The organism is Bacillus sp. AR8-1 (assembly GCF_008042345.1).
In the GTDB taxonomy this organism is placed as follows: Bacteria; Bacillota; Bacilli; order Bacillales; family Bacillaceae_G; genus Bacillus_A; species Bacillus_A cereus.
In genome coordinates this window covers 222,041-238,652 of sequence record NZ_QNUB01000017.1, presented here as the reverse complement: position 1 = coordinate 238,652, position 16,612 = coordinate 222,041, and the positions used below count along the sequence as shown (strand labels likewise).

Genomic DNA, 16,612 nt, shown 5'->3' with positions numbered 1-16,612 from the left:
GATGAAGGGGTTTTCATGTATTATATTAACAGAGCTTTATTAATATTTAATTAAGCCATTGTTAATATATTGTAAACATCCTTCATCCTATTTTTCAGTTGCTGATTTTGGTAAAACAACTGTAAATGTTGTCCCTTCCCCAACTTCACTATCCACTGTAATTGTACCGTGATGCGCCTCTACTAAATGCTTTACAATTGATAATCCGAGGCCTGTACCACCAGTATTTCTACTTCTCGCTTTATCCACTCGGTAAAAGCGTTCAAAAATACGCGGAATTTCCTCTTTACTAATACCAATTCCAGTATCCGATACTTTTATATAAGCATTATACTTATCTTCCGCTAACTCTACTGAAACAACGCCTCCAGCCGGTGTATATACGATCGCGTTATTTATTAAATTAATAAAGATTTGTTTCAAACGACTTGGATCTCCAATAACAGAAGCACGTTTTAATACATTCACTTGTAAAGAGATTTCTTTTTCTCCTGCTTTATTATCAAGCACCATATGAATATCTTCAAGCAGCCCCTTCATGTCAACGGTTCCCATATTTAATTTAAATCCTTGTTGTTCGATCTTTGACAAATCTAATAAATCTTCAATTAATCCTTGCATGCGCTCACTTTCTTTTAAAATAATGTGCAAGAAATGTTCGCAGAATTTTTTATTATCCATCGCTCCGTCTAAGAGTGTTTCTGAAAAACCTTTAATAGAAGTAATCGGTGTCTTTAATTCATGAGAAACATTCGCTAAAAAGTCTTTTCTCATTTGTTCTAATTTCTTTAACTCTGTTATGTCATGGAATACGAGAACAATCCCTTTCCATTCATGGTTTGTCCCGATAATCGGCGCTCCATATACTTCGAAATGCTTCCGCTCAATTCCAAGTGGCAATAACATTTGTTTACGCACTTTCACTTCTGTCATAAAGATTTCTTCTACAAGCTCAATAATTTCTGTATGATGAAACGATTCATAATATAAGCGATCTAAATATTCTTCATCTGTTACGTGGAAAGTTTCCTTATAAGAGCGGTTTACAAGGTTTATATACCCGCGGCTATCAATTAAAATCATTCCGCTTCCCATATTTTCAATTAACGTATGCAGACGATCTTGCTGCATTTCTTGTTCAAGTGTCATCTCTTGTAAGTTACGAGCTAAAATATTAATCGCTTTACTCAGCATTCCTGTTTCATCCGAATGACTTTCGTATGCACGTGCTTTATAATTACCCTTTGCCAATTCAATTGCAACTTTTGTAACCGATTCAATCGGCCTAATATATTGCCCTGTAATTTTCATACCTAAAAATACAACTACGAGACAAGCAATAACAAATCCGATAATTAATAATCCCCACGTTTTTTGATGTACGTCTCTTAAAGGATCGATTGTACTTTTCACCAAAACGTATCCTTGTTTTCCTTCTACATCTTGAACGAACACCGTATGATAAAATTCATTCTTTCGATCTGTCTCTTTCGTAATCACTTTACTTCGTTGTTTTGCCACTTCCGAAGAAAGTTCTTTAATCGTTTCTGGACTAAATGCCAATTCTTGTCCTTTTCTATATTGAACTTTCTTTTTTTCATCCACAAATACGATAGAAGCTGGTATTTTTTCTTCTAACTTTTCAAATACGTATGGATTTTTTAAGACATTATCAAAACCTTGCTCTTCTGCTAACGCCGCAACATACTCTGTCTCTTTTACCATTCTCTCTTTAGCATGATCTATATAGTAGTTTTCAAACACAGTTTCTAGCAATAAACCTAGTCCAACTAAAATAAATACAATAAGAGAAACAAATGTAAAAAGAAGCCTGGAACGAAATTTATTCATTCCCTTTTGGCTCCTCTAATTTATATCCTAAACCACGTATCGTTTTAATGTACGTCGGTTTTTTCGTATTTTGTTCAATTTTATCGCGCAAATGGCTAATATGAACATCAACAATTCGCGTATCACCAGCAAAATCATAATTCCATACAGCACTTAATAATTGATCACGAGTCAACACGCGACTTTTATTTTTCGCAAGATACACAAGTAGTTCAAATTCTTTTGGTGTTAATTCAAGCTTTCTTCCTTGGAAATAAGCCTCATAAAACTCCGGTAAAATTTTAAGTTCTGCAATTGTGATGCTATCTTCATCTGGCGCTTCTGCAACTTGTTCTTCTTGTTGTAATTTCGTGCGGCGCAAAATCGCCTTCACACGAGCAACAACTTCCCTTGGACTAAATGGCTTCGTCATATAATCATCTGCCCCAAGTTCAAGGCCTAGCACCTTATCAAACTCATCATCTTTTGCCGTTAACATTAAAATCGGCGTCATAACGCGCTGCAATCGTAATTCTTTACACACTTCCATACCATCCATTTTCGGAAGCATTAAATCTAATATAATTAAATCTGGGCGTTCTGTTGTCGCTTTTTGAAGCGCCATTTCTCCATCCATCGCTGTTATAACTTCAAACCCAGCTTGTTGTAAATTAAATTCGATTAAAGTTAAGATAAATTCCTCATCATCAACTACTAAAATACGATTGTTCATTCTTTTCCTCCAAGTTATAGACTTGAAACCTTCTTCATCCTAGTATTTTCCCCGTTATTCTCATCATACTAGAAAACAAGGTCCCTCTCAATATAATTGTCTATTCATGGAGATCGTTTGTGTAGAATTGAGAAAATAGAAGTAATTACGATTCACCTGCAACTACACAGGATTTTGCCAAACTTTATAGATTACTCTCTCTTCTTTAAAGCTCACTTCCGTATGAACTATAAAATCTTGATTTTGTGCTAGGAAAAACGAAAGAGCATACGCTATTTTATAATCCGGTGTTTCATATCCATCAAATACTCTCCCGTACATTTCATTCGCAACCCCGTCTGCCCACACTTCAGCTTCTCTTACCGTTTCAAAGATAACGTTTTCTCCTTTCCACCTCATCTTAAAGAATCACTCCTTCCATTGACTTAAATTATCAAATTATAATATAGTAAATATTGTTAATCCAATAATCCGAATATAAAAAGGGGTCTATTATGCGACTATTACTACCTATTTTAACTTTAGTAGTAACATGTTTCCTTACTTTTAACGTACCGAGCTGGGATACGATTAAAACGGGGTGCTCAGAATTTGCTGAAGGGTTCAAAGAAGGATTTTTCAACTAAAAATAGCGCTAGCATCCTTATTCAAGGTATGCTAGCGCTATTCATATTTTCATCTTTTAAAAATTATCTAATGCTTTTTCCATAATGGAAACAGATTTAAAAGGCGGCGTGACTGTTAACGAACCTTTTACAACAGTTTCTCCTTTTTCATCATGAGCAGATACAAGCATATCAATTGTATGTTCCTCCTCAGAAACAGCCACAACTTCAAAGTGGATTTGTAACGTTTCATAATGGTGAACATGCTTCACGAACGTAAGGTCCTTCCTAGTAATATGACTTCCTGGACCCGGTAAATATTTCGTAACTGCCGTTGTAATCATTCCCGTTAGCATAATGCTTGGTACAATCGGCTTTTCATACGGAGTTTGGGATGCGTAATCATGCTGAATATATAATGGATTGGCATCATTCGTTAACCCTAAGTACAATAACAAATCTTTATCCTCAATTTTTTCAGTGATAGATAATTTCTCTCCTACTGTAATTTCATCCATTTTACGACCAATTTGAATTTTTTTCTTTAACATGTTACAACCCCCTCCGATTTTTTCACCTTATTATCCTACTAAAAGCGATACCTTATCCGAAATTTACTATGATGAGGGCAATGTATAGTATAAATCTATAGTTTCATTATAGGATACTATAAATGATAGCGTTTTCATATTATTTCAAAAAAACAATTCGGTAAATAGTAGAAAAAGATTCGGAATCCCGAATCTTTTTCACTACTATTCAATTATTAAACAAGAACTTTCATTACGTTACGTACAGATTCTACAGAGTGATCTAACGCTTCTTTTTCATCTGCAAGAAGTTCTAATTCAATAATTTTTTCAATTCCGTTACCACCTAGAATTACTGGTACCCCTAAGTAAAGGTCACTATAACCATACTCACCTTCAAGGTACGCAATAGCTGGTAATACACGGCGTTGATCTTTTAAGATTGCTTCTGTCATTTCAACTAAAGAAGCTGCTGGTGCGTAATATGCACTACCGTTTCCTAATAAGCCTACAATCTCACCGCCACCTTTACGTGTACGTTCTACGATTGCTTCTAAACGCTCTTTCGGAATTAACGTTTCTAACGGAATACCACCTGCATAAGAATAACGCACAAGAGGTACCATGTCGTCACCGTGTCCACCAAGAACAAATCCTGTAATGTCTTTCACAGAAAGATTTAATTCTTGTGCGATGAATGTACGGAAACGAGCTGTATCTAATACGCCCGATTGGCCAATTACACGCTCTTTCGGGAATCCTGCTTCTTTAAATACAGAATATGTCATTGCATCAACTGGATTTGTTAACACAACAATAATTGCATTTGGTGAATGTTTTGCAATGTCGCGCGTAATACTTTTCATAATTTTAGAGTTCGTTGCTACTAAGTCATCACGGCTCATACCAGGCTTACGTGCAATACCTGCTGTAATAACGACAACGTCAGAATCAGCAGTATCTGCGTAATCAGATGTTCCAATAATGTTAGCATCAAAACCTTGTACTGGGCTCGCTTCTAACATATCTAACGCTTTCCCTTTTGTTGGATTTTCCAGTTGTGGAATGTCCACTAATACAACATCTGCAAGTTCTTTTTGTGCTAATAAGAATGCCGTTGTTGCTCCTGTAAATCCTGCACCGATGACTGAAACTTTCTTGCGTTTGATTGTCATAATTTACCCCCCGTTTTAATTATGCGTTTTTGATTATCGCTACATCCATGTTTTTAATAAGCTCATTAGCAAACTCAGAACACTTCACTTCTGTTGCGCCTTCCATTAGGCGAGCGAAGTCATATGTTACTACTTTTGATGCAATTGTTTTCTCAACTGAATCTGTTACTAATTTCGCTGCTTCATTCCATCCTAAGTGTTCTAATAATAATACACCTGAAAGAAGAACTGAAGATGGGTTTACTTTATCTAAACCTGCATATTTTGGAGCTGTACCGTGTGTAGCTTCAAAGATAGCATGTCCAGTCACATAGTTAATGTTTGCACCAGGTGCAATACCAATTCCACCTACTTGTGCAGCAAGTGCATCAGAGATATAGTCACCATTTAAGTTCATTGTTGCAACAACATCGAACTCACGTGGACGAGTTAAAATTTGTTGTAAGAAGATGTCTGCAATAGAATCTTTTACGATGATTTTTCCAGCCACTTCAGCGTCTGCCATCGCTTTATTTGCTGCATCTTTACCATCTTTTTCAACAATGCGATCATATTCAGCCCAAGTAAATACTTTGTCGCCGAATTCTTGTTCCGCTACTTCGTAACCCCAGTTTTTGAAAGCACCTTCTGTAAATTTCATAATGTTTCCTTTATGAACTAATGTAACAGAAGAGCGTTTTTCATTAATTGCATATTGAATTGCAGCACGAACCAGACGCTTTGTCCCTTCTTCTGAGATTGGTTTAATACCAATACCAGATGTTTCTGGGAAGCGGATTTTATTAACACCCATTGCTTCTTTTAAGAAAGCAAGAACTTTTTCTGCTTCTGGAGATCCTTGTGCATATTCAATTCCAGCATAAATGTCTTCTGTATTTTCACGGAAAATAACCATATCAGTATCTTCCGGACGTTTTACAGGTGAAGGAACACCTTCAAAATAACGAACTGGACGTAGACATACATATAGATCTAATTCTTGACGAAGTGCTACGTTTAGAGAACGAATACCACCGCCAACTGGAGTTGTAAGTGGACCTTTAATTGCGATTAAATATTCGCGAATTAAATTTAAAGTTTCTTCTGGTAACCACTCGCCTGTTTGGTTGAATGCTTTTTCCCCTGCAAGCACTTCTTTCCAAACGATTTTCTTCTCACCATCATAAGCTTTTTCAACTGCTGCTTCTATTACGCGAGATGCAGCTGCCCAAATATCAGGACCAATTCCATCTCCTTCAATAAATGGAATAATCGGATTGTTTGGTACATTCATAACACCATTAGTTACAGTAATTTTTTCACCTGTCGTCAATGTGATAACCCCCATGTTTGAAATTTCATATGTATGAAACTGAGGGAATAACCCCTCAGTTCAAACCGTTAGTCAAATTAAAATATTCTAATCATTACATCTTTCCGAAAAAATCAGACTTTTGAAAGCGTATTTTCACTATCGAAATAGTGTTTTTCGCTTATCTTTGTGCGATTGGAACATACACTTGATGCGTTGGTCCATTATAATCAGCACGCGGACGGATTAAACGGTTGTTTTCATATTGTTCTAGAATATGAGCTAACCAGCCTGACATACGGCTAATTGTAAAAATAGGTGTAAATAAGTCATGGTCAATTCCTAAACAATGGTATACAGAAGCTGAATAGAAATCGACATTTGGTGGAAGACCTTTTTCTTTTGTTACAATGTCTTCAATTTTGATAGACATATTATACCATTTGTCTTCTCCTAAAAGCACGCATAATCTCTTAGACATTTCACGTAAGTGTTTTGCACGTGGATCACCTTGCTCATACACACGGTGGCCAAAGCCCATGATTTTCACTTTATTTTGAAGAGCATTATGAATATATGACTCTACATTTTCTTCTTCGCCAATTTCAGTTAACATCTTCATTACATTTTCATTTGCCCCACCGTGAAGAGGACCTTTTAATGCACCGATTGCTGCTGTAATACCAGAATATACATCTGACAGTGTAGCTACGCAAACACGTGCAGTAAATGTAGAAGCGTTTAACTCATGATCTGCATGAAGTACAAGTGCCTTATCAAAAGCTTCAATTTCAACTTCATTTGGCTCGCGATCATTTAACATGTACAAGAAGTTTGCAGCTAATGATAAATCTTTTCTTGGCTCAACAATATCTAAACCTTTACGGATTCTCGCGTAAGCAGCAACTAAAGTTCCCACTTGAGCCTGTAATTTAACCGCTTTCAAATAATTGGACTTTTCATCCATAATTTCAGCGCTCTCATCGTATAATGATAGCATGGAAATTGCAGTTCGTAAAACAGACATCGGATGTGCAATTTTTAAATCTACTTGTTTCAAATATGTTAAAATCTCACCTGGAACTTTATAGTATTCAGATACAATTTCATTAAATTCCGCTAGTTCTTTTTCATTAGGAAGCTTGCGGTGCCATAATAAGTACACTACTTCTTCAAACGTAGCATTCTCAGCTAAATCATCAATATTATACCCAACATAAGTTAATGTATCATCAATAATAGAGCTCACAGATGATGTTGTTGCTACTACCCCTTCTAAACCTCGAATAACAGTCATGACATTCTCTCCTTTTCCTGAAAATTCTCCCAACCTTGCTCCTTATATCTATTTGCTCCCCTTATGAATTATGAACGCCCGTTCACTCTTTAGGCAAGCAAAATGCACGATCATGCAAATTTGTTGCGATGTTCCCCTCTTATTGTCCATTGTTTACATGGAAAGCATGAGCGTGAATGTCTCCCCGAATCCTCACGCTCAAAACAACAAGTTAGTGAGGAAAATACATTCCGAAGAGTTTTATGATAAAAACAACATAAAACAATATCTTATATGGTTTAAAGTCTCTGCTGTTATGTAACTTTTCAAAGTTTCTAATCCTATTATAAACAATTATCTGACTTTTGTGAACAGAAAGAATTCAAAAATTTTATATTACTATAAAATTCCTTATTTAAACATTTGTATAATACTCATAACCGCATAGGCAATTCCAGCCCCAATTAACGGACCAACAGCAACCCCATTAAATAGCGCAACCGCTATAATTGTCCCAAAAACAAGTGCAGTTGTAATGTGAGGATCCGTTGTCAACAATTGTACGCCGCCTTTCGCTAACAAAGCGACCGCTACACCTGAAGCTAAAGCAATCCACGCATAATAAGATTTTGCTGCTTCTCCAAGTTGTTTAAAACCTATTTCCCCCGTCGCAATCGGTACGAGCACCGCTATTGTAATGACCGTTACACCTAGGTTAATTCCTTTCGTTTGTAGATAAGGAAAGACCTTATCTCCTAAAAACGTAAACTTCAATAAAAATAACACACCAATAGCCACAGTAAGCGATTGGTTTTTCGCAATAAGTCCTATAATAAGTAGTATGAATAAAAATAACGTTGACTGACTAATCATGTTTGCACTTCCTTTCTGAAAATAATGAACTCATTTCCAAACAAAAATACCTTTAAACCTATCGTTATACATGATATATCGATGCCTATTCAACATGAATCACTTCATTTTTTATGTATTTTAAAATGATAAATTGAGACTTTCACCATAAAAATTTAAGCATGTATACATTTTAAAAAACAGGCGTCTCTTCTTTCTTTTCTAATTAGAAACAGGTAAAATAAAAAGAAGAGAAAATGAAGTTTTTACCATATAGTAGAAGCATCAACACCAAGCTTTCACAGTCACTCACATACTGAAAAAGCAGGAAAAATCCATCATTCCACTATAACATAAAGTGAAACTTTAATCAGTGGGGCACACTCGTTATAAGTTGAACGAATTAGGATAATCCAAATTGGAATGGGAGGTATACATCTTTGAACCGAAACTTACTATATATGATATTGCGACTCATATTTGTCATTGTAGCAACGGTAGCTGGGTTCTATGTATTACTATACATGTCAGGGCTTATCTATCCTTTTATTATCGCTTTTGCATTTGCTTATTTGATTAATCCTGTCGTCAATTTCCTTAATCAAAAACTACAATTTCCTCGCGCACTAGCAGTACTCGTTAGCTTAATTCTCGTATTTGGAGCTATCGTTGGACTTGTTACATATCTTGTGACTGAAGCAATATCTGCCACAACATACTTACTACAACTTGTTACAGTAAAGTTTCCAGATATCGTTACATTCGCTCAGCAATTTGCACTTAATCATATTATGCCTCTCTACGATGATTTAATCTCTAAATTTAATCATCTTGGAGAACCACAGCGCTATACAATTACACAAAACATCCAAAACTTAGGAACAGAAGCAACAACACAAATGAAAGAACTTTTAACCGCCATTATAAGCGGGTTAACGAATTTCATTAGTGCACTGCCAACAACGTTAACTGTCCTTGTATTCATTTTATTAGCCACTTTCTTCATTAGTTACGATTGGCACCGTCTTGCTCAGAAAGCAAGAAATTTGCTACCGAATCGTGTACATGGATACGGAAAAACTATTTTTGTCGATTTAAGAAAAGCTTTGTTTGGTTTTGTGAAAGCACAACTTACACTCGTATCTATGACAACCGTCATTGTACTGATCGGACTTTTAATATTACGCGTACCATACGCCATTACTATTGCGATTATTACAGGAGTTGTAGATTTACTACCCTATTTAGGAACAGGCGCGGTCTTCGTTCCGTGGGTTATATACGTATTTTTCACTGGCGATACCGGATTCGCCATTGGCCTTCTCATTTTATACATCGTCGTGATTGTCCAAAGACAAATTATGGAGCCGAAAGTACTTTCATCTAACATCGGTCTCGATCCATTAGCAACACTCGTCGCTCTATTTGTCGGCTTTAAGCTTTTTGGCTTTTTAGGATTAATCATCGGTCCAGTCACCTTAGTACTACTTAATACATTACACAAAGCTAATGTCTTCCATGACTTGTGGAAATATATTAAAGGTTCACCTTCAAAATAACAGTTTCTAATTCATACAAAAAATCAAGCTATAATCAGTGGGAAATTCCCACTGATTATTCCTTTTACCTATTTTCCACACTACTCACACGCAACAAGAGAATTACCCAGAAACAGGATAATCCTCTTGTTTTTTTGCATAAAAAAACACATATTCTAGCTAAAAATACATTTTTATTCTATTTTACCTATAATTATTACTTACATTTATTACTTTTTATGTAAATGAATAAATATACAAAATAGCATAAAATAGGGCTTCAACTAACAATCACCACCTTTTATATGAATTCTTTACACCAATCGCTCCTTTATATACAAAAGCAAAACTTTAATTTGGCTGCATTTCGCACCATCTTATTCATCCAAATTAATAGCACTAAAAAATCACACGTTTAATCGAAGCACAACAAGAGTTCAAACGAAAATTATATAGCAAATATAATAAGCGGACGTTTTGTTCATCCCCCCACATCAAACACTTACGAGCATCCCAGCTTTGAGATAGAAATTCCACACCCCACAAATAACGCGGTAAAGCAAAGCTTCAATCAGAAAGTTCCTCCCCTCTTACAAGACAAAAAAATAGCACTTAGATCGTTATAATCTAAGCGCTACTTCTGAATGATAATAGTAGAGTTCTTTCTAAACTTCCATTCCATCCACTTCATAACAAGCGGCTTCAATAAAGCTCTCGTAATAGGGATCACGCAGATAAACCCTAGCACATCTGTCACATAACCAGGAAGCACTAAGAGAATACCTCCTACAAATACAAAAATACCATCTAGTACTGCCTCACCTGGCATTTCCCCTCTATTCAACTTAGATTGAATCTCTCCAAGCACTTTAAATCCTTGTCTTTTCGCCAAATACACACCTACTACACCTGTAAATACAATCATAGCGAACGTAGACCATAAACCTATTACATGACTTGATCCGATTAAGACCGTAATCTCAATCGCCGGTATTAAAATAAACAAGAATAGTAACCACTTCATAGTTCTACACCTCTCTCACAACTCACTTTTAACGCCCTCACAACGCCTATATACATCATATGAAATATAATACCCTTTCATATTAAAACCCATAACAAACAGCTTTTAAAAGCAATTCTAGGCGTTTTAAGCTAACTCTATCTCGTTTTTGTGTAAAAAAAAGAGAAGGACTCCGATCCTTCTCTCCGTATTACTTATAGCACTTCCGCATGTCCATTATAAACAATTCCGCGTGCTGCATCAACTGTTACTTCTTGGCCATTTTTTAAAGTTGCTGTTACGCCGTTTACACCAACGATAACAGGAATACCGATTGATACGCCTACAACAGCAGCATGGCTTGTTAAGCCACCTTCTTCTACAACTAAAGCAGCAGCTTTTTCGATTGCAGGAATCATATCTTTATCAGTGCTTGTTGTAACAAGGATATCACCTTCGTTTACGTTCGCTACAGCTTCAGCAGCTGTTTTTGCTACAACTACTTTACCTTTTGCAGCTTTACGACCGATTCCTTGTCCTTTAGCAACTTCTTCACCAACAACGTGGATTTTCATTAAGTTTGTTGTACCAGTTTCAGCAACTGGAACACCAGCAGTAATTACTACAGTATCTCCAAGGCCGATTAGACCTGCATCCATACCTGTTTGAATTGCTGTATCTAACATTTCGTCAGTTGAAGCTGCGCGCTTCTCAGCCATAAATGCTTGTACACCCCAAACAAGTGCAAGACGACGTCCTACTTGCTCGTCAGATGTTACAGCTACGATTGGAGATTTTGGACGGTATTTAGAGATCATTTTCGCAGTATGTCCACTTTCTGTTGGAGCTACGATTGCAGCTACATCAAGAGCAAGTGCTGTATGCGCAACAGATTGGCTAATTGCATCTGTAATTGTTGGAGTGAACTCTTTAATACGTTTTTTGAACATATCTTCGTATTGTAATGATTTTTCAACACGTACTGCAATGTTAGCCATCATTGTTACTGCTTCTACCGGATATTGACCAGCAGCTGTTTCACCTGAAAGCATGATTGCATCTGTACCATCGAAGATTGCGTTAGCTACGTCACTTGCTTCCGCACGAGTTGGACGTGGGTTACGTTGCATAGAGTCTAACATTTGTGTCGCAGTAATAACTGGTTTACCTAACACGTTACATTTTTTGATTAGACGTTTTTGTACTAATGGTACTTCTTCTGGTGGAATTTCTACACCCATATCACCACGAGCTACCATTAAACCGTCAGAAACTTCTAAGATTGAATCGATGTTGTCGATACCTTCTTGGTTTTCGATTTTCGGTACAATTTGGATGTATTGAGCGCCATGCTCTTCTAATAATTCACGGATTTCTAATACGTCAGACGCTTTACGTACGAATGAAGCTGCGATGAAATCAACTTTTTGCTCGATACCGAAGATGATATCTTTTACGTCTTTTTCAGTGATACCAGGAAGCTTAATGCTTACGTTTGGTACGTTAACACCTTTTTTATTTTTTACAGTTCCGCTGTTAAGAACTTTTGTACGGATGTTTCCATCAGCTTTTTCGATTACTTCTAGTTCGATAAGACCGTCATCGATTAGAATGCGAGAACCTGGGTCTACATCGTCATAAAGACCAGCATAAGATACAGAGAACTTCTCTGCAGTACCTAATACTTGCTCAGTAGAAAGAACTACTTCTGCACCTGTTACAAGCTCAGCTTGTCCGTCTACGAAGTCGTGAGTACGGATTTCTGGACCTTTTGTATCAAGTAAGATACCAACTGTTTTACCAGTTTTCTTTGAAGCTTCACGAATGTTTTTAATACGAGCTCCGTGCTCTTCATGGCTACCATGAGAGAAGTTTAAACGAGCAACGTTCATACCTGCTTCGATTAATTGCTCTAATTTTTCAATACTTTCACTAGCAGGACCTATAGTACATACAATTTTAGTTTTACGCATATTGCACCTCCGAAAATTATGAAACCGTTCCCAAATATCTGACATTACGCCGATTAGATGGATAATTCTTTAGATAATTGATACATATCTTTATCGATTGTATGCTTTTGAGCTAACGCTTCGATAATATCATGATCAACAAGTTTGTTATCTTGAATACCTACACAACGTCCACCTCTACCAGCAATTAATAATTCAACTGCTCTTGCGCCAAGACGACTTGCTAATACACGGTCTTGTGCACTTGGTGATCCGCCACGTTGTACGTGACCTAATACAGTTACACGAGTATCAAAGTTTGTTGCTTCTTCAATGTGCTTACCGATGTCAATTGCACTTCCAACACCTTCAGCTACAACGATAATACTGTGTTTTTTACCACGTTCACTACCGCGCTTCAGACGAGCGATAACATCATCCATGTCATACTCTTCTTCTGGAATTAAGATTGTTTCTGCACCATCAGCTAAACCAGCCCATAATGCGATATCACCAGCGTGACGTCCCATTACTTCGATAACATATGTACGTTCATGAGATGTAGCTGTGTCACGGATTTTATCAATTGCATCAATAACAGTGTTTAAAGCTGTATCGAAACCAATTGTGAAGTCTGTTCCAGGGATATCATTGTCGATTGTACCTGGTACACCAACACATGGGAATCCTTGTTCAGTTAATTTTTTAGCGCCTTGGTAAGAACCATCTCCACCAATAACAACAAGTCCTTCGATACCATGTTTCTTTAATTGCTCGATACCTTTTAGTCGTACTTCTGGGTCTTTAAACTCAGGACATCTTGCTGTATATAATTTCGTACCACCGCGGTGGATAATATCGCCAACAGAACCAAGTTCTAATTTTTCAATGTGACCAGAAATTAATCCAGCGTATCCATGGTAAATACCATATACTTCAATATCATGGAAAATCGCTTTACGAACAACTGCACGAATGGCAGCATTCATACCAGGTGAATCTCCACCACTTGTTAATACACCAATACGTTTCATTTGTACTCACCTCATAAAGATTATTTGCCTTATAATAAAATAACACGAAAAAATATAAAAACACAATGGAGAAGATGTGTCTTTTCATAATAAAAACGTGCATTCGCGAAGAGGAACGCACGCTTTTCTTATTTTATCCCAATGGAAGCGTTTGAAAACGAAACTTGCCCAATTTTCATATATTTTTCATAACGTTTTTCGATTAATTCATCTTTCGAAATTCCGTTTAATTGTTCAAAAGTTTTTCTAATCATTAAGTCTATATTTTCTGACTGTTTTAAAAGATTACGGTGAGCTCCACCTTTTGCCTCTGGAATAATTTCATCAATTACACCTAATTCTTTCAAATCTGCTGCTGTAATTTTCATTGCTTCTGCAGCTTCCTTTGCTTTTCCTGCATCTTTCCAAAGAATTGCCGCTGCACCCTCTGGTGTAATAACAGAATAAGTGGAATTTTCTAGCATATGAATGTAATCTCCTACTCCAAGACCTAGCGCACCACCACTACCGCCTTCACCGATAACGATACAAATAACTGGTACCGTTAAACCTGCCATCTCAAATAGGTTGCGGGCAATAGCTTCACTTTGTCCACGTTCTTCAGCTGCTTTACCAGGATAAGCTCCCTTCGTATCGATGAAACAAATAATAGGACGATTAAACTTTTCCGCTTGTTTCATGAGACGCAGTGCTTTTCGATATCCTTCTGGATGAGGCATTCCAAAGTTACGGCGAATATTTTCTTTCGTATCTTTTCCGCGCTGATGCCCAATTACAGTTACAGGCATCCCTTTATATTTCGCAATGCCGCCGACAATCGCTGCATCATCGCCAAATAGACGATCTCCATGACATTCGAAAAAATCAGTAAATAAGTGCTCAATATAATCGAGCGTTGTCGGTCGTTCTGCATGACGAGCAATTTGAACACGGTCCCATACTTTTAGATTGCCGTATATATCTTCCTCTAAATTTTCTAGCTTTTCTTCCAAAATACGAATCTCCTCACTGAAGTCCATCTGGCTGTTTTTCGTATAGTCTTTCAGTTCACGAATCTTATTTCTTAGCTCAACAACTGGTTTTTCAAATTCTAGCTCTGCCATACAGCCATTTCCCCTCCTTGATGAACTTCTAAAATCTTGCGAAGCGATTCTCTCATATCATCACGATGCACCACCGCATCTAATTGACCATGATCTAGTAAGAATTCTGCCGTTTGGAAATCTTCCGGTAGTTTCTCACGCACCGTTTGTTCAATTACACGTCTACCAGCAAATCCGATAAGTGCACCTGGTTCTGCAAGATTATAATCACCAAGTGAAGCGAAACTCGCTGAAACCCCGCCCGTCGTTGGGTGAGTCATAACAGAAATAAATAAACCTCCTGCATTACTATGCTTTTTCAAAGCTACGCTTGTTTTTGCCATTTGCATTAAACTTAATATCCCTTCTTGCATACGGGCACCACCCGAAGCAGTAAAGATAATAAATGGAACTTGTAAGTCGTACGCCTTTTCAACCGCACGGGCGATTTTTTCTCCTACTACAGAGCCCATGCTCCCCATTCGAAAACGAGAATCCATTACTGCAACAACAACAAGCATGTCATCAATTGTTCCTTCACCAGTTACAACCGCTTCGTTCAATTCAGTCTTCTTACGATCGCTCTCTAGTTTCTCTTCATAACCTGGAAACTCGAGTGGATTTAATGAAACCATTTCTTTGTCATACTCACGGAATGACCCTTCGTCCAATATACTATCAAGACGTTCCCATGCATTCATAGGATGATGATATCCACAATTCACACATACTTTTAAATTTTTTAGAAGTTCTTTCGTATACATGATTTTTTTACATTCCGGACATTTTGTCATAACGCCATCTGGCACATCTTTTCGTACTTGTTCTGAAGGTATTGCAGCGTACTTTTTCTTTTTCACGAATAAATCTCTTAGCACAATTTGACCCCCTTCGTTGAGAGCTAAGGTTAGCGTAAGAAGAAAATGGGGCTAACACCAAAGTTTGATGTTAGCCTTATCTTCTCAATCTGTCTAATAACCTCACTCTTTACGTTTAACTTTAACCGCTACGCGGTAGAATGTTTGTCATAACGTGTCATGGTCATTTCGACAAATTTTATACATTACGAGTGAAACTGTATATTCTCTACTAATTCATCGTAAATTTTTAGTGCATCATTTTCTTGTTTTTCTTCCAAAGTAGCATAAAGCTTTCTATACATATCGATAGAATCTCTTGAAACTTTACAAGAAAGAGTTGCTACGTAATCATTTACGATCATCCAAATGCGATATAGTAAATAATTATCGACTTGTTCAATAAGTGTTTTAAAGAACGTTTGATGAAGCGTTGGGATTGAGCTTTCATTTTCTTCAAGTACTTGGTGTAATCTACTTAGTACTTTAGAAAACGTTTCTTTCGGTAAATTACATACAATTCGAATCATATCTTTCTCAAGCAATCGTTTTGTTTGTAATAAATCACGAATTGTTTTCTCATCTTGCAGTAAGAACGGAGCAATTAATTGTACAAGACCGTTATCATAAAAGTTTCGAATAAACGTCCCTTCACCACGTCTCGTTTCAATCAATCCTACCAGTTCTAAAGCACGCAATGCTTCTCTTACAGAGGAACGTCCTACGTTTAAACGTGAACTTAACTCGCGCTCAGACGGCAAACGATCCCCCGCTACCAATCCATCCTCTTCCATAATGGAACGAATTTTTTTTACAATTTCGAGATATACTTTTGTATTTGATGATGTCAATGG

Annotated in this window: 16 protein-coding genes; 2 read left to right on the top strand and 14 right to left on the bottom strand. The window is 36.9% G+C overall.

Annotated elements, in window-relative coordinates; all coding sequences use genetic code 11:
- Positions 1 to 87: 87 nt before the first annotated feature.
- The 3 genes from phoR to DN400_RS12485 form a co-directional block, all read right to left on the bottom strand.
- Positions 88 to 1,851 (bottom strand): sensory box histidine kinase PhoR, encoded by a 1,764-nt coding sequence (phoR, locus tag DN400_RS12495; RefSeq protein WP_097997344.1) that lies wholly within the window; start codon positions 1,849 to 1,851, stop codon positions 88 to 90.
- Positions 1,844 to 2,563, bottom strand: a complete 720-nt coding sequence (phoP, locus tag DN400_RS12490) for a two-component system response regulator PhoP (protein ID WP_001065220.1) — start codon at positions 2,561 to 2,563, stop codon at positions 1,844 to 1,846. The genes phoR and phoP overlap by 8 nt, the downstream gene beginning before the upstream one ends.
- Before the next feature lie 162 nt (positions 2,564 to 2,725).
- On the bottom strand, positions 2,726 to 2,962 hold the full coding sequence (locus tag DN400_RS12485; RefSeq protein WP_053563568.1) for a hypothetical protein: 237 nt from the start codon (positions 2,960 to 2,962) through the stop codon (positions 2,726 to 2,728).
- 95 nt (positions 2,963 to 3,057) lie between these two features.
- Here DN400_RS12485 and DN400_RS29875 point away from each other — a divergent pair, with 95 nt between their 5' ends.
- Positions 3,058 to 3,189, top strand: coding sequence for a hypothetical protein (locus DN400_RS29875; protein ID WP_001238014.1), 132 nt, complete (start codon positions 3,058 to 3,060; stop codon positions 3,187 to 3,189).
- A 56-nt stretch (positions 3,190 to 3,245) separates the two neighbouring features.
- Here DN400_RS29875 and DN400_RS12480 read toward each other — a convergent pair whose 3' ends face one another.
- The 5 genes from DN400_RS12480 to DN400_RS12455 form a co-directional block, all read right to left on the bottom strand.
- A complete protein-coding gene (locus DN400_RS12480) occupies positions 3,246 to 3,719 on the bottom strand; it encodes a MaoC family dehydratase (protein WP_065229424.1) in 474 nt (157 codons plus the stop codon).
- 215 nt (positions 3,720 to 3,934) lie between these two features.
- Positions 3,935 to 4,873, bottom strand: a complete 939-nt coding sequence (gene mdh / locus DN400_RS12475; protein ID WP_065229425.1) for a malate dehydrogenase — start codon at positions 4,871 to 4,873, stop codon at positions 3,935 to 3,937.
- A 19-nt stretch (positions 4,874 to 4,892) separates the two neighbouring features.
- Positions 4,893 to 6,185, bottom strand: a complete 1,293-nt coding sequence (icd, locus tag DN400_RS12470; RefSeq protein WP_000206893.1) for an NADP-dependent isocitrate dehydrogenase — start codon at positions 6,183 to 6,185, stop codon at positions 4,893 to 4,895.
- Between the two features lie 160 nt (positions 6,186 to 6,345).
- Positions 6,346 to 7,494 (bottom strand): citrate synthase, encoded by a 1,149-nt coding sequence (gene citZ, locus DN400_RS12465; RefSeq protein WP_147801697.1) that lies wholly within the window; start codon positions 7,492 to 7,494, stop codon positions 6,346 to 6,348.
- A gap of 357 nt (positions 7,495 to 7,851) precedes the next feature.
- On the bottom strand, positions 7,852 to 8,313 hold the full coding sequence (locus tag DN400_RS12455) for a DUF441 domain-containing protein (protein ID WP_000625507.1): 462 nt from the start codon (positions 8,311 to 8,313) through the stop codon (positions 7,852 to 7,854).
- A 419-nt stretch (positions 8,314 to 8,732) separates the two neighbouring features.
- Here DN400_RS12455 and ytvI point away from each other — a divergent pair, with 419 nt between their 5' ends.
- Positions 8,733 to 9,851, top strand: a complete 1,119-nt coding sequence (gene ytvI, locus DN400_RS12450) for a sporulation integral membrane protein YtvI (RefSeq protein WP_001081389.1) — start codon at positions 8,733 to 8,735, stop codon at positions 9,849 to 9,851.
- A 613-nt stretch (positions 9,852 to 10,464) separates the two neighbouring features.
- On the opposite strand, the gene DN400_RS12445 is transcribed toward ytvI, so the two are convergent.
- From DN400_RS12445 to DN400_RS12420, 6 genes are all read right to left on the bottom strand, one after another.
- Positions 10,465 to 10,854: an FxsA family protein gene (locus DN400_RS12445; protein WP_000871631.1), complete on the bottom strand. Its 390-nt coding sequence runs from the start codon at positions 10,852 to 10,854 to the stop codon at positions 10,465 to 10,467.
- A 194-nt stretch (positions 10,855 to 11,048) separates the two neighbouring features.
- On the bottom strand, positions 11,049 to 12,806 hold the full coding sequence (gene pyk, locus DN400_RS12440; protein ID WP_001232667.1) for a pyruvate kinase: 1,758 nt from the start codon (positions 12,804 to 12,806) through the stop codon (positions 11,049 to 11,051).
- 53 nt (positions 12,807 to 12,859) lie between these two features.
- Positions 12,860 to 13,819, bottom strand: coding sequence for a 6-phosphofructokinase (gene pfkA, locus DN400_RS12435; RefSeq protein ID WP_000821158.1), 960 nt, complete (start codon positions 13,817 to 13,819; stop codon positions 12,860 to 12,862).
- A gap of 128 nt (positions 13,820 to 13,947) precedes the next feature.
- A complete protein-coding gene (accA, locus tag DN400_RS12430; protein ID WP_000818801.1) occupies positions 13,948 to 14,922 on the bottom strand; it encodes an acetyl-CoA carboxylase carboxyl transferase subunit alpha in 975 nt (324 codons plus the stop codon).
- Positions 14,910 to 15,779, bottom strand: coding sequence for an acetyl-CoA carboxylase, carboxyltransferase subunit beta (gene accD / locus DN400_RS12425; RefSeq protein WP_000942856.1), 870 nt, complete (start codon positions 15,777 to 15,779; stop codon positions 14,910 to 14,912). The genes accA and accD overlap by 13 nt, the downstream gene beginning before the upstream one ends.
- Before the next feature lie 185 nt (positions 15,780 to 15,964).
- Entirely contained in the window at positions 15,965 to 16,609 is a 645-nt protein-coding gene (locus DN400_RS12420; RefSeq protein ID WP_000204444.1) for a FadR/GntR family transcriptional regulator, read from the bottom strand.
- Positions 16,610 to 16,612 lie beyond the last annotated feature (3 nt).